At 66.6% G+C, this 19,570-nt stretch carries 15 protein-coding genes; 7 read left to right on the top strand and 8 right to left on the bottom strand.

Annotated elements, in window-relative coordinates:
* The 3 genes from AvAM_RS25320 to AvAM_RS25310 all read left to right on the top strand — a co-directional run.
* On the top strand, nt 1–282 hold a 282-nt coding region (locus AvAM_RS25320; protein WP_137749667.1), incomplete at its 5' end, for an EAL domain-containing protein.
* A 69-nt stretch (nt 283–351) separates the two neighbouring features.
* The gene (locus AvAM_RS25315; RefSeq protein WP_137749666.1) at nt 352–5,211 is read left to right on the top strand and encodes a PAS domain S-box protein; all 4,860 of its coding nucleotides are present in this window, start codon (nt 352–354) and stop codon (nt 5,209–5,211) included.
* 41 nt (nt 5,212–5,252) lie between these two features.
* Nucleotides 5,253–6,383: a two-component system response regulator gene (locus AvAM_RS25310; protein ID WP_137749665.1), complete on the top strand. Its 1,131-nt coding sequence runs from the start codon at nt 5,253–5,255 to the stop codon at nt 6,381–6,383.
* A gap of 201 nt (nt 6,384–6,584) precedes the next feature.
* Here AvAM_RS25310 and AvAM_RS25300 read toward each other — a convergent pair whose 3' ends face one another.
* A complete protein-coding gene (locus AvAM_RS25300) occupies nt 6,585–7,541 on the bottom strand; it encodes an inositol monophosphatase family protein (RefSeq protein ID WP_137749663.1) in 957 nt (318 codons plus the stop codon).
* Between the two features lie 175 nt (nt 7,542–7,716).
* Here AvAM_RS25300 and AvAM_RS25295 point away from each other — a divergent pair, with 175 nt between their 5' ends.
* Together AvAM_RS25295 and cysE are read left to right on the top strand one after the other, a co-directional pair.
* A complete protein-coding gene (locus tag AvAM_RS25295) occupies nt 7,717–8,520 on the top strand; it encodes an RNA methyltransferase (RefSeq protein WP_137749662.1) in 804 nt (267 codons plus the stop codon).
* Between the two features lie 36 nt (nt 8,521–8,556).
* Nucleotides 8,557–9,336, top strand: a complete 780-nt coding sequence (cysE, locus tag AvAM_RS25290) for a serine O-acetyltransferase (protein ID WP_137749661.1) — start codon at nt 8,557–8,559, stop codon at nt 9,334–9,336.
* A gap of 101 nt (nt 9,337–9,437) precedes the next feature.
* Here cysE and mog read toward each other — a convergent pair whose 3' ends face one another.
* Together mog and yjgA are read right to left on the bottom strand one after the other, a co-directional pair.
* Complete coding sequence (mog, locus tag AvAM_RS25285; RefSeq protein ID WP_137749660.1) at nt 9,438–10,040, bottom strand: molybdopterin adenylyltransferase; 603 nt, start codon at nt 10,038–10,040, stop codon at nt 9,438–9,440.
* A complete protein-coding gene (gene yjgA, locus AvAM_RS25280; RefSeq protein WP_137749659.1) occupies nt 10,033–10,710 on the bottom strand; it encodes a ribosome biogenesis factor YjgA in 678 nt (225 codons plus the stop codon). Before yjgA ends, mog begins: the two co-directional genes overlap by 8 nt.
* A gap of 64 nt (nt 10,711–10,774) precedes the next feature.
* On the opposite strand from yjgA, the gene pmbA reads away from it, so the two are divergent.
* Nucleotides 10,775–12,217 (top strand): metalloprotease PmbA, encoded by a 1,443-nt coding sequence (gene pmbA, locus AvAM_RS25275; protein WP_137749658.1) that lies wholly within the window; start codon nt 10,775–10,777, stop codon nt 12,215–12,217.
* Nucleotides 12,218–12,417: 200 nt separating this feature from the next.
* Here the strand turns inward: pmbA and AvAM_RS25270 are convergent, their stop codons facing one another.
* From AvAM_RS25270 to AvAM_RS25255, 4 genes are all read right to left on the bottom strand, one after another.
* On the bottom strand, nt 12,418–13,224 hold the full coding sequence (locus AvAM_RS25270) for an aldolase/citrate lyase family protein (RefSeq protein ID WP_137749657.1): 807 nt from the start codon (nt 13,222–13,224) through the stop codon (nt 12,418–12,420).
* Nucleotides 13,225–13,301: 77 nt separating this feature from the next.
* Nucleotides 13,302–14,777: an NAD-dependent succinate-semialdehyde dehydrogenase gene (locus AvAM_RS25265; protein ID WP_137749656.1), complete on the bottom strand. Its 1,476-nt coding sequence runs from the start codon at nt 14,775–14,777 to the stop codon at nt 13,302–13,304.
* 80 nt (nt 14,778–14,857) lie between these two features.
* Nucleotides 14,858–16,387: a UxaA family hydrolase gene (locus tag AvAM_RS25260; RefSeq protein WP_137749655.1), complete on the bottom strand. Its 1,530-nt coding sequence runs from the start codon at nt 16,385–16,387 to the stop codon at nt 14,858–14,860.
* A gap of 83 nt (nt 16,388–16,470) precedes the next feature.
* The gene (locus AvAM_RS25255) at nt 16,471–17,460 is read right to left on the bottom strand and encodes a tripartite tricarboxylate transporter substrate binding protein (protein WP_137749654.1); all 990 of its coding nucleotides are present in this window, start codon (nt 17,458–17,460) and stop codon (nt 16,471–16,473) included.
* Nucleotides 17,461–17,627: 167 nt separating this feature from the next.
* Here AvAM_RS25255 and AvAM_RS25250 point away from each other — a divergent pair, with 167 nt between their 5' ends.
* On the top strand, nt 17,628–18,575 hold the full coding sequence (locus AvAM_RS25250) for a LysR substrate-binding domain-containing protein (RefSeq protein WP_137749653.1): 948 nt from the start codon (nt 17,628–17,630) through the stop codon (nt 18,573–18,575).
* A gap of 19 nt (nt 18,576–18,594) precedes the next feature.
* Here the strand turns inward: AvAM_RS25250 and AvAM_RS25245 are convergent, their stop codons facing one another.
* Nucleotides 18,595–19,515 (bottom strand): LysR family transcriptional regulator, encoded by a 921-nt coding sequence (locus tag AvAM_RS25245; protein WP_137749652.1) that lies wholly within the window; start codon nt 19,513–19,515, stop codon nt 18,595–18,597.
* Nucleotides 19,516–19,570: the final 55 nt, after the last annotated feature.

The raw sequence follows: 19,570 nt of genomic DNA, 5'->3' as shown, positions 1-19,570 counted from the left end.
TACTCCAGCCTGAGCTACCTCAAGCGTTTGCCACTGGACCAGGTGAAGATCGACCAGAGCTTCGTGCGGGACGTGCTGGCGGACCCGAACGACGCGGCGATTGTGCGGACCATCCTGGCGCTGGCCAAGAGCCTGGACCTGGAGGTGGTGGCAGAGGGGGTGGAGACGACGGGGCAGTTGGGCTTTCTGAGGCTGCACGGGTGTGAGGGGTTCCAGGGGTATCTGTTTGGACGGCCGGGGCCGGTGGGGGAAATCGATGCGTACCTGCACCCCGCCAGTTGACGGCGCCCGGGCGGTGGCTGGCCTTGGCACCGCAGGGCGCTGCGGCGCGGTGTGGGAGAAGGCGTAGGCATGTTCTTTGACAAAGTGCTGGACCGCGAGGCCCCGGGAATACGCGGACTTGTTCTGGTGCTGGTGGCCGCCTTGTTGGGGGCCGTGCTGGTGGTGCAGGGGGCGCTGCATTGGCGCGGCACCGAGCGTGCGGCCGAGCGCTCGCGCCTGCTGCAGCAGACGGCCGATGCCCTGGTGAGCCAGACCACGGGTGGGTCCATGCTGGGCGCTGTGTCGTTGCTGGGGCTGAGCGAACCCCTGCTCAAGGAGATGGCCCTGGGCAACCTGCCCCCGGACAACCCCGATGCGCTGGCGCGGCTGGCCGTGGCGCGCGGGCGGTTTCTGGTCAACGGCGTGTATGTGATCTCGGCGGATGGGACGGTGGTGGCACACGAGACGCCGGGGACCCGCTCCACGGGGCTCAACCTGGCGTTCCGGCCGTATTTCCAGCAAGCCATCCAGGGTGCGGTCAGTGTGTACGCCGCCGTGGGGTCCAATACCCAGGAGCGTGGCCTGTACTACGCGGCGCCGCTGTACGACGGCGATACACCAACGGGCTCCATCATCGGGGTGGTGATGTTCAAGCAGGGTTTTGAGCCGGTGGACCTGCTGCTCAAGCGGACGGGGGTACCCATGGTGCTGCTCTCGCCACAGGGGGCGGCATTTTCCTCCACACGCCCCGAGTGGCAGTTTGCCGTGGCTCCGCCGCTAACCCAGGCGCGCATTGACGCGCTGCGCGCCTCGGGCCAGTTCGGGCAGTTTTTTGAAAACGGCGTGGCGTCGGCGCTCCCGTTTGCCGCCGATGCGGGCGAGGTGGTGCTCAACGGCGTGGCCTATGCCGTGGCCCACCGCGCCATCAGCTGGAATGACCCGGGGGGGCAATGGCAGCTGGTGATGCTCGACGACGTCAGCGCCCTGATGACGGCCACCCAGCGGGTGCAGGTGGGCGCTGCTGCGTTTGTGGTGCTGAGCCTGCTGGGCCTGTTGCTGCTCGACCTGCGGCGCAGCCGTGCGCGCGTGGCCACGGCCCTGGAGCGCTTCCGCGTGCTGGGCGCGGCACTGGAGAGTAGCCCGGTGTCGGTGGTCATCACCGACGGCGAGGGCCTCATCGACTGGGTCAACCCGCAGTTCGAGCGCAACACCGGCTACACGCTGGAGGAAGTGCGTGGCAAAAAACCATCGCTGGTGTCCAGCGGGCAGACCCCGGCGCAGACCTACCAGGTCATGTGGTCCACGCTGCTGTCGGGGCAGTCGTGGCAGGGCCATTTTGTGAACCGGCGCAAGGACGGCAGCACCTACCACGACGAGGCCACGCTGTCGCCCGTGTTTGACGGGCGGGGGCGGCGCATCGGCATCGTGGGCCTGCACGAGGATGTGTCCGAGCGCATCGAGGCCCAGAAGGAACTGGAGCGGCGCGAGCGTCTGCTCAACGAGCTGCTGGAGCAGCAGACGGCCATTTTTGACAACGCCCCGCCCATCGTGCTGGTGTGTGATGGGCATTTCCGCCAGTTCAACCCGGCGTTTGTCGAACTCATGGGCGGCACGGCCTCGCAACTGCTGGGGCTCGGTGTGTCGGTGCTGTTTGGTGGCCCGGGCCACTCGGACCTGTTCACTGCCCGCGTGGCGCCCAGCCTGGCTTCGGGCCAGGCGCTGCGCGAGACGGCCACCCTGTTCCGTCTGGACGGCAGCCGCTTCGAAGCGCGGCTGGCGGGGCGCAGCCTCAAGATGGATGAGTACGGCACAGCCTCCATCTGGGTGATCGAGGACGTGAGCGACCAGCGGCGGGCCGAGCTGGCCATTCAGCAGGCCAAGGAGCGCCTGGAGCTGGCCCAGGAGGCGGGCAAGATCGGTGTCTTCGACCTGAACCTGCTCACCGGCGAGATCCTGTGGTCCGACAAGCTGGCGCAGATGATGGGCCTGCCCCCCGGCACACAGCCCGATGGCCGCGATTTCTGGCTCAGCTGCCTGCACCCCGATGACCGGGCACAGGCCCGCGCCTACTTCGACAGCTGCCTGGCTGGTGCTGAAGACCACCTGCGCGATTCCTGGCGCGTTGTGCGCCCCGATGGCGACGTGCGCTGGTTCCTGGAGGCGGCGCGCATCTTCCGCGATGCCCAGGGGCGGCCGGTGCGGGTGGTGGGCGTCAATGTGGACATCCACGACCAGAAGCTGCTGGAAGAACAGGTGGCGGGGCAGCTGGATTTCCAGCAGGCCCTGATCGATGCCATCCCCGTGCCCCTTTTCTACAAGGGGGCCGATGGGCGCTATGTGGGCGTCAACCGCGCGTACGAGCAGGCTTTTGGCGTCACCCGCGAGTCCCTGGTGGGCAAGACGGTGATGGACCTGGAGTTTCTGCCCCACGCCTCCCGCGTGCTGTTCGAGCGCGACAACGCGCTGGTCCTGGCGGGCGAGCAATCGGTGCACCGCGAGGTGGACCTGCCGTATGCCGATGGCGAGATGCACCACACGCTCTTCTGGCTGCACGGGTTCCGGCGCGCCGATGGAACGCCAGGGGGCACTATCGGCACGTTTGTGGACATCACCGACCGCCAGCGTGCCGAGCAGGAGCTGCGCCGCGCCAAGGAACTGGCCGAGGAGTCCACCGCACTCAAGTCCAACTTCCTGGCCAACATGAGCCACGAGATCCGCACGCCGATGAACGCGATCATCGGCATGTCGCACCTGGCGCTCAAGTCGGGCCTGAGCCCGCGCCAGCACGACTACGTGAGCAAGATCCAGCAGGCGGGCCAGCACCTGCTGGGGGTCATCAACGACATCCTGGATTTTTCGAAGATCGAGGCAGGCAAGCTGGTGGTGGAGCGCCAGCCGTTCTTGCTCGACCGCATGCTGGAGAGTGTGTCCGACGTGGTGGGCTACAAGGCCGGTGCCAAAGGGCTGGAGCTGGTCTGCGATGTGGCCGGCGACGTGCCCCCCAACCTGGTGGGCGATGCGCTGCGCCTGGGGCAGATCCTCATCAACTTCGCCAACAACGCCATCAAGTTCACCGAATCGGGCGAGATCAGCATCGCCGTGCGGCTGCTGGCGTCGGCGGGCCAGCAGGTGCGCCTGCGTTTTGAAGTACGCGACACCGGCATCGGCCTGACCGAAGAGCAGATGGGGCGCCTGTTCCAGAGCTTCCAGCAGGCCGACACCTCCACCACGCGCCGTTATGGCGGCACGGGGCTGGGCCTGGCGATCTGCAAGAGCCTGGCCGAACTCATGGGCGGCGAGGTCGGGGTCGAGAGCCGGTTTGGCAAAGGGTCCACCTTCTGGGTGGCGGTGCCGCTGGAACGTGGCGCACCGGCCCGGGTGCTGCTGCCGCCTCCCGACCTGCGCGGCAGCCGGGTGCTGGTGGTGGACGATAACCACACGGCGGCCACGGTGCTGTCCGACATGCTGCAGGCCATGGGGTTTGAGGTGGAGCAGGCGCATTCCGGCCTGGAGGCTCTGGACCGGCTGCGCGAATCCATGGCCCAGCACCGGCCGTTTGGCCTGCTGCTGCTGGATTGGCACATGCCGGGCATGGATGGCGTGGAACTGGCGGGCCACATCCGCAGCCTGGGCATGGCCAAGGTGCCCCAGATGCTGATGGTCACCGCCTATGGCCGCGAAGACGTGATGCGTGCCGCTCGGGCCCAGGGCATCGAGACCGTGCTCATCAAGCCCGTCAACGCCTCGGTGCTGTTCGATACCCTCATGCAGCCCATGGAGCATTCCACGGCCACCGCGCGCCGCACGGTGTCTGCCGCACCGGCGGCTGACGAGCTCCCGCTGGAGATCCGGGGCGCCCAGGTGCTGCTGGTGGAAGACAACGAACTCAACCAGATGGTGGCGATGGAGCTGCTGCTGGATGCCGGGTTTGCGGTGGACGTGGCCGAAAACGGCCAGATTGCCATCGACCGCATCGAGCGCAAACACTACGACGCCGTGCTGATGGACATGCAGATGCCCGTCATGGACGGCGAAACTGCCACCCGGGCTTTGCGCGGCAACCCCCGGTACGCGCAGTTGCCCATCATTGCCATGACAGCGAACGCGATGGAGGCCGACCGCCAGCGCTGCTTTGCGGCGGGCATGAACGACCATGTCGCCAAGCCTATAGAGCCTGCGGCCCTGTGGGCCGCCCTGGGCCGCTGGATACGGCCCCGCGCAGGGTTGGGGGCAGTCGCTTCCAGGGCTGGCGTGCTGCCCGGGCGCACGGGTGAAGACGTCGCCCCGCAGCCGCTGGCGCGCAAGCCCGAGGCCCCCGCCCCTGCCGTACCGCTGCCGACCGTGGCGGGTCTGGACACGGGCCTGGGCCTGCAGCGCGCCCTGGGCAAGCCCGGGCTCTATACCGAGCTGCTGCGCCGGTTTGCCGAAGGTCAGGCGCCGGTGATGGCCGAGCTGCAGCAGGCCCTGGCCGCCAACAACCTGAGCGTGGCCGAGCGCCTGGCCCACACGCTGCGGTCCGTGGCGGCCAACATTGGCGCCCCCCAGGTGTCCGAGTGCGCCCAGGCCCTTGAGCATGCGCTGCGGTTTCGCCATGGCAACGAGGCCATCGTCCACGTGCTGGCCGAGTTGCGCGCGGCCCTGGTGCCGCTGCTCGCGGGATTGCAGGCGTGGCTGGCGGAGTCGGTGGTGGCTGTGGAGCCCGCACCGTCCGTGCCGGGGTCGGGTGGCGAGATCGCGGCGGAGGCTTTGCAGCGCCTGCGCCACCTGCTGGAGCAGGATGACCCTGCAGCCACAGAATTTTTCCAACACAATGGCAAGATACTCGGCGCGGCCTTGGGGAATGTCTTCAAGACCGTCGAGATGCACACCCTGAACTTTGATTTCGAGCAGGCCCTGGAGGCCATGGCGGCTGTGCCGGGGCCTGAATCCCTGGCGGCCCCGCTCTCCTGAACTGAACGGCACGACCCCACGGCACTACACGCAGGACACCCATGGACAATGCGCCCTTTGCCGCCACCCAGGCGACATTCGTTGACAAGCCGAACGCCACGGTGCTGGTGGTGGATGACACGCCCGAGAACCTCACCCTGATGGGCAGCTTGCTGCGCGAGCATTACCTGGTGAAGGTGGCCAACCATGGTGAGAAGGCCATCAAGATCGCCCAGTCGGGCACGCCACCCGACCTGATCCTGCTGGACATCATGATGCCCGAGGTGGATGGCTACGAAGTCTGCCGGCGCCTGAAGGCTTCGCCATCGACACGCGACATTCCGGTGATCTTTCTCACCGCCCGCTCCGACCCCGACGACGAACGTATGGGCTTGGCACTGGGCGCGGTGGACTACATCACCAAGCCTATCAGCCCGCCCATCCTGCTGGCCCGCGTCAACACGCACCTGGCCCTCAAGGCCACGGCCGATTTTCTGCGCGACAAAAGCTCCTATCTGGAGCGCGAGGTCGCCATGCGCACGCTGGAGGTGCAGGCCATCCAGGACGTGACCATCATGGCCATGACATCCCTGGCCGAAACGCGCGACAACGAGACCGGCAACCACATCCGCCGCACCCAGCTCTACATGAAAACGCTGGCCGAGCGCCTGCGCCACCACCCGCGTTTCGAGCATGTGCTCAACGATCGCATGATCGAGCTGCTCTACAAGTCGGCCCCGCTGCACGACATCGGCAAGATCGGCATCCCCGACAGCATCCTGCTCAAGCCGGGCAAGCTCACGGTGGAAGAATTCGAGGTGATGAAGACCCACACCACGCTGGGTCGCAACGCGATTGAGGAGGCCGAGCGGCGCCTGGGCATGCGCGTGGCGTTTTTGAGCGTGTCCAAGGAGATCGCCTACAGCCACCAGGAAAAGTGGGATGGCACGGGCTACCCGCAGGGGCTGGCGGGCGATGCGATCCCGGTGTCGGCCCGCCTGATGGCCGTGGCCGACGTGTACGACGCACTCATCAGCAAGCGCGTGTACAAACCCGCGTTTTCACACGATCAGGCCTGCAGCACCATCGTGCGGGGCAAGGGCACCCACTTTGACCCCGACATGGTCGATGCGTTTGTGGACATTGCGGAAGACTTCCGCAGCATTGCGCAGAAGTACCCTGACCCGGTGTAGCAGACAACCCCCTGAGCGACTTCGTCGCTTCCCCCTTCTCTCGAATGGCTGCGCAATTCGGGAAGGGGGACGCAGCCAGTGCGGCGGGGCGGCCCTTGCACGGCTGCACTGGTGTGCGTCTCGCCCGCTGCACGGTCCAGCTACCAGACCTCACCAGGGGTCATCGTGCGTCGGCTTCACCGCTGTGCGCGGTGGATGGATTTAGAACGGCGCGTCTTCGCCCTTGGCGGTGTCGGCCTGGGGAGCCGCCGATTCGGCTGCGTCCGCAGCGCTTTCTGCCTCCGGGGTGCTGTCGGTTTCAGGTGCATCGGCCGCAGCCGCCTGGCGCACAGCCGCCTTGTCGCCAGCGCTTGCAAACTTGCTGTACTTGCCAAGGATGGGCACCAGCTGGCCGTACACGCGGGGGTTGCCCGCCAGGCACTCGCGCTGCTCCAGGAAGTCGGCCTCGCCCGTGAAGTTGCCCACCAGGCCACCGGCCTCGGTCACCAGCAGCGAACCTGCGGCCACGTCCCAGATCGACAGGCCGGTTTCAAAGAAACCATCGGTGAAGCCCGCAGCCACATAGGCCAGGTCCAGCGCGGCGGCGCCGGGGCGGCGCAGGCCGGCGGTGCGCTGCATCACGTCGGCCATCATGTTCAGGTAGCTCTTGAAGTTGTCGCCTGGGCGGAAGGGGAAGCCCGTGGAGATCAGGCAGTCCTTGAGCTGGGTGCGCTTGCTCACGCGGATGCGGCGCTCGTTCAGGTAGGCGCCGCGGCCCTTGGTGGCGGTGAACAGGTCGTTGCGGGTGGGGTCGTACACCACGGCCTGCTCGACCTTGCCCTTGACGGCCAGCGCGATGCTGATGCAGTACACGGGGAAGCCGTGGATGAAGTTGGTGGTGCCGTCCAGCGGGTCGATGATCCAGACAAATTCCGAATCCCTGGCGCCGTATTCCTTGCCCGACTCTTCAGCCAGGATGCCGTGGCCGGGGTAGGCCGTCAGCAGCGTCTCGATGATGATCTTTTCGGAGGCGTGGTCCACCTCGGTCACAAAGTCGTTGATCTGCTTTTGCGAGATCCGCACCGATTCCACGTCCAGGGCCGCGCGGTTGATGATGGCGCCGGCGGCGCGTGCAGCCTTGATGGCCACGTTGAGCATGGGGTGCAGAGTAGACGACATAAATTGTGGTGGTTGGCAGCGCGCGGCCGGGGTGGCGCGGGCGTCTGCGTACAGGATGAGCGGGGAGGTCAGGCCCGTCCCGGCGATGCGGGCGGCGACAATAGAGGGCGGGATTTTACCCGCAGAGCCCTTTTTTGCCTAACCGGCCGCTTTTCCCCTCTCGCCACGCCCGTCCATGAAGACCCGTTTTGTCCTGATCAACACCAGCCACGCCGGCAATGTGGGCGCCGCTGCCCGCGCCATGAAAACCATGGGGTTTGACGACCTGGTGCTGGTCGCCCCGCGCTGGGCCAACGTGCTGCGGCGCGAGGAAACCATCCAGCGCGCCAGCGGCGCCCTGGATGTGCTGAACAACGCGCGCATCGTGGACACGCTGGATGAGGCCCTGGACGGCATCAGCCACCTGTGCGCCACGGCCATGACGCCGCGTGACTTTGGCCCGCCCACGGCCGCGCCGCGTGCCCACTTTGAAATGCTATTGAATCAGGAGCTATCAAGGCAATATGGATGCGCGCAAGAGGCCGAAAAAGCTTCCAATCCAGAGGCGCCCGAGCCCGAACCAGCCCGCCAGGCGGGCGTGGCTTTCCTGTTTGGCTCCGAGCGGTTTGGCATGACCAACGAGGATGTCTACCGCTGCCATGTGGCGCTTTCCATTCCCACCAACCCCGGCTTTGGCTCGCTCAACCTGGGCGCGGCCATCCAGGTGATTGCCTACGAATGGCGCCAGGCGCTGGGCGGCTTTGCGGTGCAGGACGCGACGCCGCCCCGCGCGCTGGCCGATGCGGCGCAGGTCGCGGGCATGCTGGGCCACTGGGAGCAGGCGCTCACATCCATCGGTTTTCTGGACCCCGCCGCGCCCAAGAAGCTCATGCCCCGCCTTAACCAGCTTTTCAACCGCGCGCAGTTGAGCCCTGAGGAAATCCACATCTTGAGAGGTGTCGCCAAAGCCATGATCGAGACGGCGCAGGCGAAACGATAGACTGTGCAGTCCATTTACAAATAACCATAACAACCGATGCTCGCTCGCCTGCGTTCCGATATCCAGTGCATCCTCGACCGCGATCCTGCCGCGCGCAGTACGTGGGAGGTGATCACCTGTTATCCGGGCCTGCACGCGATCTGGCTGCATCGCCCCGCGCACTGGTGCTGGCACCACGGCCTGAAATGGCTGGGGCGTTTCATCTCGCACTTCGCGCGCTGGTTCACCGGCATCGAGATCCACCCCGGCGCCAAGATTGGCGAGCGCGTGTTCTTCGACCACGCCATGGGCGTGGTGGTGGGCGAGACCGCCGAGATTGGCGATGGCTGCACCATCTACCAGGGTGTGACCCTGGGTGGCACCTCGCTTTACAAGGGCGCCAAGCGCCACCCCACGCTGGGCAAGGACGTGGTGGTGAGCGCGGGCGCCAAGGTGCTGGGCGGGTTTGAGGTGGGCGACGGCGCCAAGATCGGCTCCAACGCCGTGGTCATCAAACCCGTGCCCGCAGGCGCCACGGCCGTGGGCATCCCCGCGCGCATCATCCCGTCCAAGGCGGGCCAGAGCGCCGACGTGACCGAACCCCAGCAGGCGCGCAAGTTCACGGCCTATGGCATCACACAGGAAGACGACCCGCTCTCGCAGGCCATGCGCGGCCTGATCGACAACGCATCGTCGCAAGAGCACCAGATTGCGCTCTTGTGGCAGGCGATCGAGAAGCTATCGGCCAATGCCCAGAACAAGGACTGTGTGCCTTGTGATGCCGCGATCAAGGAGCAGTTCGAGGCGGGCAAGCTCAACGAGCTGGTGGGCAAGTAGGCCGCCCGGCCCTGCCTGGCGCAGTGTTGCTCCAAAAAAGATAGCTGCTAGCGCTTGATGGACAGGCGGTGGCAGCTATTTTTGCTTTGAGGAAGTGCTGATCAGGCGGTGCGCGGCGCGCGAATGGCCGACTTGGGCCGGAACGCCTTGCAGACCGTGTCTCGTGTCTCCAGGTACGGCCCGCCGATCAGGTCGATGCAGTACGGCACGGCGGCAAAGATGCCCGGCACGATCTGTTGTCCGTCGGCATCTTTGAGCCCCTCCAGCGTTTCGGCAATTGCCTTGGGCTGGCCGGGCAGGTTGATGATGAGGCTGTTCCCCCGGATCACCGCCACCTGCCGCGAGAGGATGGCGGTGGGTACGAACTTCAGGCTGATCTGGCGCATCTGCTCGCCAAAGCCCGGCATCTCCTTGTGCGCCACGGCCAGCGTGGCCTCGGGCGTCACGTCGCGCAGCGCGGGGCCGGTGCCGCCGGTGGTCAGTACCAAGGCACAACCAGCGTCCACCAGCTCGACGAGCGCGGCGCTGATGCCCGCCTGTTCGTCAGGGATCAGGCGCGGCTCGAAGGTGATGGGGTTGTGCAGAGCGCGTGTGAGCCAGTCCTGCAGCGCAGGCAGGCCCTTGTCTTCATAGACGCCGGTGCTCGCACGGTCGCTGATGGAGACGATGCCGATCTTCACCGGGTCGTGTAGGGGCTCACTCATCGCTGCCGTCCTCGTCTTCGTTCACGTCGCTGGACTCTGCCGTGCCGGTGCCGCCCAGGTGCTCGCGCACCAGCTGGAACAGCTCGCGGTAGGCGCGGCCCTTGCGGGGTGCCAGGCCTTGCGAGACCTGGACATTGGCCTCTTTACCTGCGGGCTGCGCATCCTTGCGCGCCTGGCGGATCAGCGCGCGCAGCTGCTGGGTGTCGGTGGTGGGGTGCTCGGCCATCCAGGCGGCCAGCGTGTCGTCGTCGGCAATCAGGCGGTCGCGCCATTGTTCGGCCAGGTGCAGTTGCAGCTTTTCGGTGGCCGAGCCCTTGCGCTGCTCTTCCAGCGCCTGGCGGGCAGCGTCCACCAGTTCGGGATCCAGCTTGCGCATGAGCTTGCCCACGTACTGCATCTGGCGGCGCTTGCCTTCAAAGTTGGTGATGCGCCGGGCTTCGGCCAGGGCGTCTGCCAGCTTGTCGGGCAGGCCCACGGCGTCGAACAGGTCGGCGCGCAGGGTCAGCAACTCCTTGCCCAGGTCTTGCAGTTCATCGCTCTCGCGCTTGAGATCGGTGCGGCTGGCATCGGGCGTGCCTTTGAGTTCGGCCTTGAGCTGAATGTCCAGTTCGCTGCCTTCGGCAACAAAATGGCCCTTCACAAAGTAGCCTTTTTTGGGTTTGCGTGACATGGGGTGGGGGCAAAAAACAAGTGGCGCAGAGCGCGCCACAGCGGCAAGTATCATAGCTGCCGCTATGAATAAACCCTCCAAACGCGCCCCGCGCACCCCTGGCGCGCTGGCTGCTGCGCCCGCAGCTGCCACCTCCCGCACCCCTGACAGCGGCTTCAGCTACAGCCGCCCGTTTTTTGAAGAGCTGGTGGACCGCGCCCTGGCGCATGCCAAGAAGCTGGGCGCCACCGACGCGGGCGCCGAGGCGTCCGAAGGCTGCGGCCTGTCGGTCAGCGTGCGCAAGGGCGAGCTGGAGAACGTGGAGCGCAACCGCGACAAGTCGCTGGGCGTGACGGTCTACCTCGGCCACCGCCGGGGCAATGCCAGCACGTCGGACTTTTCTACCAAGGCCATTGAGCAGACCGTGCAAGCGGCCTACGATATCGCCCGCTTCACGGCCGAAGACCCGGTGGCCGGCCTGCCGGACGCCGATGACATCGCGCCCGCAGACACGCACCGCGACCTGCAACTCTTCCACCCCTGGGCCGTCACCAGCGAAGAAGCCGCCGAGATGGCCAAGGCCTGCGAGGCCGCCGCGCTCAAGACCCACCGCCGCATCACCAACAGCGAAGGCGCGGGCGTGTCGGCCCAGCAAAGCCATTTCTTCAGCGCCCACACGCGCGGTTTTCGCGGTGGCTACGCCAGCTCGCGCCACAGCTTCTCGGTGGCACCCATCGCATCGCTGCCCGGCAAAAACGGCGAGATGCAGCGCGACGCCTGGTACAGCTCCATGCGCAACGCGGCCGACCTGGCCTCGCCCGAGGCCGTGGGCCGCTACGCCGCGCAGCGCGCCCTGAGCCGCCTGGGCAGCCGCAAGATTCCCACCACGCAGTGCCCTGTGCTGTTCGAATCGACCCTGGCCGCAGGCCTGCTGGGCGGGTTTGTGCAGGCGGTGAGCGGCGGCTCGCTCTACCGCAAGAGCAGCTTCTTGCTCGACTCGCTCGGCAAGATGGTCTTCCCCAAGCACATCGACATCCTCGAAGACCCGTTCATTCTGGGCGGCAAGGGCAGCTCGCCGTTTGACGAAGAAGGCGTGCGCGTGGCGCCGCGCAAGGTGGTCAAGGGCGGCCGGGTGGAAGGCTATTTCTTGTCGAGCTACTCGGCCCGCAAGCTGGGCATGAAGACCACGGGCAACGCCGGGGGCTCGCACAACCTGGTGATGACTTCGCGCCTCACGCAAGCCAGCGACAACCTGGATGCCATGCTGCAAAAGCTGGGCACGGGCCTGTTTGTGGTGGAGCTGATGGGTCAGGGCGTGAACTACGTGACAGGCGACTACTCGCGCGGCGCGAGCGGGTTCTGGGTGGAGAACGGCAAGATCGCCTTCCCCGTGCACGAGATCACCATCGCGGGCAACCTGAAAGACATGCTCAAAGGCATTGAGGCCGTGGGCGCCGATGCCTACAACTACGGTGCCAAGACGGTGGGCTCCATCCTGGTCAACCGCATGAAGGTGGCGGGCAGCTGATACGGGTGCTCCTGCCCCGCGCAAAAAAAGGCTCCTGGGTTCCAGGAGCCTTTTTTTGTGAGGGCAAGCCACTGATGCGGAGCCAAGGGTGCAGCACTGGCCGTTGATCGCTCCTATTTTGATAGCTGGTTGCGCTTGCTGTAAGGGCGGCAGGGCCTGTTTTTCCTCGAATTGAGAGGCTGTGCAACCCACCCGGCTCTTCAATACGCCGCGCTGGACTTGGCCGGTGCTGCCGCTGGGGCGGCCCCGGCAAACTGCCCGCGCAGCTTGCGCGCTGCGTTGGCAAACATCAACACATCCACACCCACCGCCACAAAGGTGCAGCCCAGGTCGAGGTAGCGCTGGGCCAGCACGGGGTCAGACGTGAGGGTGCCGGCCGCCTTGCCGCTGGCGATGATGGTTTTCATGGCACCTTCGATGGCGGCTTGCACCTCGGGGTGGCCGGGGTTGCCCCGGTGGCCCATCGATGCAGCCAGGTCGGCCGGGCCGATGAACACGCCGTGCACGCCGTCCACCGCGCAGATGGTTTCCAGGTTCCCCAAAGCGGTCACGGTTTCGGCCTGCACCAGCAGGCAGACCTCGTCGTCGGCGATGGACAGGTAGTCGCTGCGGCTGCTCCACAGCGACGAGCGCCCCACCGCGCTGCCCACGCCGCGAATGCCCAGCGGCGGGTACTGCGTGGCGGCCACGATGCCGCACGCTTGCTCGGCGGTGTCCACCATGGGCACCAGCAGGGTCTTGGCGCCAATGTCCAGCATCTGCTTGATGAGTGCAGTGCTGCCCTCCACCAGCCGCACGATGGGGTGCGCGGGGTGCGAAGCCACGGCCTGCAGTGCGCCCAGGGTGCTGCGCAGGTCGTTGGGGGCATGCTCGCCGTCAATCAGCAGCCAGTCGTAGCCCGTGGTGGCAGCGGCTTCGGCCAGGTAGGGGTCGGCCATCGACAGCCACAGGCCAATTTGCGGGCGGCGCTCGGCCAGGGCGGTTTTGAAGGGGTTGTGGGCTGGCATGGTGTTTCCGGTGTGAAGGGGTTTCAGAGGAGTGTTCGGGCGGGGTGTTCTGTCACTGGGGTGCAGCGGGCGCCCCCTCAATCCAGCTGCCCCTGGCACACGTACTTGGTGTGCAGGTAGTCGTCCAGCCCATGGGTCGATCCCTCGCGCCCATAGCCCGACTCCTTGACCCCCCCAAACGGCGCAGCTTCAGCCGCAATAGCGCCTTCATTGATGCCGACGATGCCGGTTTCGAGCAGATCGGCCACGCGCCAGATGCGCTTAACGTTCTGGCTGTAGAAGTACCCCGCCAGCCCGAAGGGCGTGTCGTTGGCCGCTGCAATCACCTCGGCCTCGTCGTCAAACACCGTCAGCGGCGCCACGGGGCCAAAGGTTTCTTCGCAGGCACAGGCCATGCTGGCGTCGGCCCCGCTGAGCACTGTGGGCGCGTAGTAGTTGGGCCCCAGGTGGGGCAGGCGCTGGCCGCCGGTGAGCACCTTGGCCCCTTTGGCCACGGCATCGTTGACGTGGCGTTCGATCTTCTCGACCGCCCGGTCATTGATCATGGGACCGATCTGCGAAGTGGGGTCACTGGCCGGGCCGACTTGGAGCGCGGCCACCCTGGCTGCCAGCTTGGCCGCAAAGCTGTCAAACACGCTGCGGTGCACAAACACCCGGTTGGGGCAGACACAGGTCTGGCCACCGTTACGGAACTTGGCGGCCATCAGGCCGTCCACGGCGGCATCCAGATCGGCATCGTCAAACACAATGAAGGGTGCATTGCCGCCCAGCTCCAAAGACAGCTTCTTGAGCGTGTCGGCACTGCGCCGCGCCAAGTGCTTGCCCACGGGGGTGGAGCCGGTGAAGGTGATCTTGCGCACCCGGCTGTCATCCAGCCACACGTCCACCACGGCGGGGGTGTTCTGGCGCGAGGCGGTGACGATGTTCAAAACACCCGCAGGCACACCCGCTTCATGGGCCAGTTGCACCAAAGCCAAAGACGTCAGCGGCGTATCTTCCGCAGGTTTGCACACCACGGTGCAGCCTGCGGCCAGGGCCGGGGCGATCTTGCGGGCGATCATCGCGGCGGGGAAGTTCCAGGGCGTGATGGCAGCGACCACGCCCATGGGCTCCTTGAGCGCAAACATACGCCGACCGGGCACCGGGGCGGGAATGATCTCGCCATTTATGCGTGTGGCCTCTTCGCCAAACCACTCGATGTAGCTGGCGGCATAGGCCACCTCGCCCCTGCCTTCGGCCAGGGGCTTGCCTTGCTCCAGCGAGATCAAGGTGCCCAGGTCGTCCTGGTGTGCCAGCACCAGGTCGTTCCAGCGCTTGATGATGGCGGCGCGCTGCTTGGCGGGGACTTTGCGCCAGGTGGCGAAAGCAGCGTGGGCTGCGTCCAGGGCGGCTACGGCCTCTGCCGCGCCGGAGTCGGGCACCGCAGTGATGACGGCGCCAGTGGCGGGGTCGGTCACACCCAGACGAGGACCAGAGAACGCTGCCCACTGGCCGCCGATGAAGTTGGCGTTGCGGATGAGGTCGGTGCGGGTGAGGGAAAGTGGGGTTGGCATGGGTTTGAATAAAAAGAGGGTCCTAGCGCCTGTTGATCAAGCGCATGCAGCTATGTTTTTGATAGTGCACGGGTGTGGCGTCAACTCACAATCCCCATGTGCCACGGCACAAACTCATGGTCGCCCAGGCCCAGCAATTCGCTCTTGGTTTGATCGCCGCTGGCATGGCGCAGGATCTGGTCAAAGATGCGCTGCCCCAGCTCCGGCACGGTGCATTCGCCGTCAATCACCACGCCGCAGTTGATGTCCATGTCTTCCTCCAGCCGGGTGAACATGGGTGTGTTGCTGGCCAGCTTGATGGTGGGCGCGGGCTTGCTGCCAAACATGGAGCCGCGCCCGGTGGTGAAGCAGATGAGCTGCGCGCCGCTGGCGATCTGGCCGGTAGAGGCCACAGGGTCGTAGCCGGGAGAGTCCATGAACACAAAGCCGTGCTCGGTGATGGGCTCGGCGTATTCGTACACCGCACGCAGGGGCGTGGTGCCGCCTTTCATGGCGCTGCCCAGCGATTTTTCAAAGATGTTGGCCAGCCCGCCCGCCTGGTTGCCGTGGCCCACCACGCCGTTGAACTGGGCGTTCTGGCCTGCGGTGTAGCGCTCCCACCAGGCCAGGCGGTCCAGCAGCTTCTGGCCGACTTCGGGGCTGATGGCGCGGCGGGTGAGCATGAATTCCACGCCGTGGATTTCGGGCGTCTCGCTCAGGATGGCGGTGCCGCCGTGGCGCACCAGAATGTCCATGGCCGCGCCCAGCGCGGGGTTGGCCGTGATGCCCGAGAAGCCGTCCGAGCCACCGCACTCCAGCCCGATCTTGAGGTGGCTGGCGGGCACGGTGCTGCGGCGTGCCGCGTTGGCGGCGGGCAGCATGGATTCAATGGCGGCAATGCCCGCGGCAATCGTGGCGCGGGTGCCGCCCACGTCCTGCATCACCATGGTGTGCAGTTGCGGGCCGGTTTGCAGGCCCTGGGATTCGACCAGCCCATCGACCTGGTTGCGCTCGCAGCCCAGGCCCACGATGAGCACGCCCGCCAGGTTGGGGTGGCGCGCATAGCCTGCCAGCGTGCGGCGCAGCACATCAAAGTGCTCGCTGGGCGACGACATGCCGCAGCCGCTGGTCTGCGCAAACGCGACCACGCCGTCCACGTTGGGGTAGGCGGCCAGCCGCTCGGGGGTGAAGTGCGCGGCAATGTTCTTGATCACGGTGGCCGAGCAGTTCACCGACGACAGGATGCCGATGAAGTTGCGCGTGCCCACCTGCCCATCGGCACGCACATAGCCTTCAAAGGTGGCGCGTTCGGCCTCGGGCACGTAATCCACGGGCCGCACATCGGTGCCAAAGGCCGGGTCGCGGTAGTAGTCCACCAGTTGCAGGTTGTGGCTGTGCACATAGTCGCCGGGCTCCAGGTCGCGCGTGGCCACGCCGATCACGGTGTCGTATTTTTTGACCTGCTCGCCCGCTGCAATGCGGCGCGCGGCAATCTTGTGCCCGGCGGGCACCTGGGCGCGGGTGCGCACGCCCAGTTCCGCAATCTCTTGCCCCAAGGCCAGGACGGTCTTGGCGACCAGCACGTTGTCGTTGGGGTGCAGGTGCAGCAGGGGGGTATCGGTGCGGGACATGGGGTTCTCGGGGTTTTTGGGGTGATTTTGAAGGGGCCTGCCCGGCTACGGCAGAGCCTGCGGGATGCTCTGCCTTCGGTCGCTCAGCTCTTCATCAGCTCGCGCAGCTTGAGCTTGTCGATCAGCACGGTTTCCTTCTGGTAGACCGTGTTCACGTATTTTTCGTAGTCCGGCCCGTCCAGGTACAGCACGGGTGCATCGAGCTTGTCGGCCACGGCCTTGAACTCGGGGCTCGCCACGGCCTGGCGGAAGGCATCGCGCAGCTTGGCCAACACCGCCGGGTCCAGGCCCTTGGGCGCGCCGATGCCGTTGGGCGCATCGACCACCACGTTGTAGCCCAGCTCCTTGAGGGTCGGTGTGTCCTTGAAGCGCGTGGTGCGCTGCTCACCCCAGGTGGCCAGCAGGCGCAGCTTGCCCGCCTCGACATGGGGCGCCCACGAGCTGCTGTCGGCCAGCGCATCCACATGCCCGCCCAGCACACCCTGCAGCGCCTCGGCACCGCCCTTGTAGGGCACATGGTTGAGCTGGATGCCTGCGGCCATCGCAAACTCCTCCATGCCCACGTGGGTGGCGCCGCCCACGCCTGCGTGGGCATAGGTCACTTTGCCGGGGTTGGCCTTGGCAAAGTCCACAAAGTCCTTGAGCGTCTTGAACGGGGACGCGGCAGGCACCGCAATGCCAAAGGTCTGGCCCGAGGTGCGGGCGATGTACGTGAAGTCCTTGCGCGGGTCGGCCTGCAGCGTGCCCAGCTGCGAAAAGCGGGTGACGGAGATGGGGATTTGCCCCACGGTGTAGCCGTCAGACTTGGCCGATGCCAGTGCCTTGGCGCCGATCATGCCGGAGGCGCCCACCTTGTTCTCCACCGCAATGCTCTGGCCCAGCACGCGCCCGGCCACGGTGCACAGCGCACGCATCGACTGGTCGGCCGTGCCGCCTGCAGGCCAGGGGCAGATGAAGGTGATGGGCTTGTCGGGCCAGTTCTGTGCCAGCAGGCGGGCGGGGGTGGCGGTGATGGCGGCTGCGCCGAGCGCGCCGAGGACGAACTGGCGCCGTCCATTGCGTGGGGTCTGCATGCTTGTCTCCTGTTGTTGAAATCGGACCAGCCGCCATTGTTCGAACTCATTGCATAACAATCCAATGAAAATATAGACTCTCTTCATTGCCTGGAGGTTATGAATCAGCCCCCCCGAGCAGGGTGTCCCGACCACAGCCTTCCCTTTCACCGATTCGCCGATTCACCATGGCCCAAATCGACCGCGTGCTGCGCAGCAACCTCAAACTGCGCCACCTGCAGATGCTGGTGGCGCTGGACCAGTTTCGCCACCTGGGGCGCGCGGCCGAGTTTTTGTCGGTCACGCAGCCTGCGGTGTCCAAAACCTTGGCCGAGATCGAAAACATGTTCGGCCTGCCGCTGTTCGAGCGCTCCACCCGGGGCACCGAGCCCACGGCGGCAGGCGCCAGCGTGGTGCGGTTTGCGCGCTCGGTGCTGGCGGGTTTTGACCGTACGCGCGACGAGATTGCAGCCGAGGCCAGTGGCGCCATGGGCCGCACCAGCGTGGGTGCCATGGTGGTGGCGACCCCCGTGTTGCTGGCGAAGGCGGTGGAGCGGCTCAAGGCCCGGTCTGCACGCACCACCGTGCTGATTGACGAGGGCGACCTGACCCGCCTGCTGCCCAAGCTGCGCCTGGGCGAGCTGGACCTGTTTGTGGGCCGTCTGGAGCCCGGCTATGCCTCGCCAGACCTGGAAACCGAGGCGCTCTACGAAGACCCCATGGTGGCCGTGGTGCACCCCGCCCATGCCCTGGCCCGCCGGCGTGCCGTGCGCTGGGCCGATGTGGCAGTGCAGCCTTGTGTGCTGCCGCCGCCCTGGGCCTCGCTGCGGGTCAAGCTGGAGCAGCAGTTTTTTGCCCATGGGCTGCTTCCACCGGCCGACATCATCGAGTCGGCCTCTTTTTTGGCGCAGGTCACCTTCTTGCAGCAGCGCGGCGCCGTGGCCTTCATGGCGCGCACGGTGGCACGGCATTTTGCGCAGCAGGGCATGGTGTCCGTGCTGCGGCTGCCCGTGGCGGTGGACTTGCCCCCGGTGGGGCTCATCACGCTGCGGGGCCAGCGCTTGACGCCGGTGACGGAGCATCTGGCCGAGTGCCTGCGGGAGGTGGCCCGCGCGCTGGTGTCTGGGCCGGGGTGACTGCAGGAGTTTTGGAGCGCTATTCGGCCCCCGCGCTGTGGGTTCCTGCGCTTTCATCCGCAAAGTCCACCAGCAACTCCAGCACGCCCGCCACTGCAGGTGACGGTGCTGGCTGGTGCCGGTGCGCCACGGCCATAGGGCGCATCAGCGGCGGCTGCAGGGGGCGGATCTGCACGCCGGGCGTGCCCTGCAGGTCTTCCACTTCTTCCATGGGCAGCAAGGCCGCGCACTGGCTGGCCACGGCCAGGCTTTTGAGGGCGCCGGGGTAGCTCAGCGCCAGAAACGGGCGCGGGTGGTGGCCCGCCTGGCCAAACCAGTTGGCTATCAACCCGTGCATCTGCGTGGCGGGCGCGAACGACGCCCAGCGGCGGCTGGCCAGCCAGTCGGGGCTGATGCGGTCGGGGGCATCCCACGCGACGGGCAGCAGGGCCACCATGGGGTCGTTGCGCCACGGGGTCTGCCGCACCTCGGCCAGTGGCGGCTGGGGGCTGGCGACGATCGCGATGTCCAGCGTACCCGCCTTGAGCCGCTGCATCGACTCGGCCGAGCCCACGGCCTCCAGGCGGATTTCCACCCCCGGGCTGCGCGCCGCCAGCGCCTCCAGCATGCGCGGCAGCAGCCGGGTGCTGACGCCCGCCGACACGCCCACCCGCACCATGCCTTCGCGGCCGGATGCGTGGCGCCGCACGCGCTCCACCAGGTCATCACTGGCCAACAGCAGCTGGCGGCCTTCGCGCACCAGCACTTCGCCTGCGGGGGTGAGGTCGGCCTGCCGCCGCCCCCGCACCACCAGCTCGGCGCCCAGGCGCGATTCCAGTTCCTTGATGTGCATGCTCACGGTGGGCGGCGCCAGGTGCAGCGCCTGCGCGGCGGCCGCAAAGGTGCCCAGGTCGGCAATGGCGATCAGGGTCTGCAGCTGGTCGAGGTTGAGGTTACGCATCAGATTTCCTGACTTCAGGCTTCAATGAATTCAACTTTACAGATGTTAGCCCCGC

Origin of the sequence: Acidovorax sp. NB1 (assembly GCF_005405905.1) — a bacterium.
GTDB lineage: Bacteria > Pseudomonadota > Gammaproteobacteria > Burkholderiales > Burkholderiaceae_C > Acidovorax.
The sequence above is the reverse complement of the archived record's forward strand: the minus strand, read 5'-3'. Positions and strand labels throughout refer to the sequence as shown.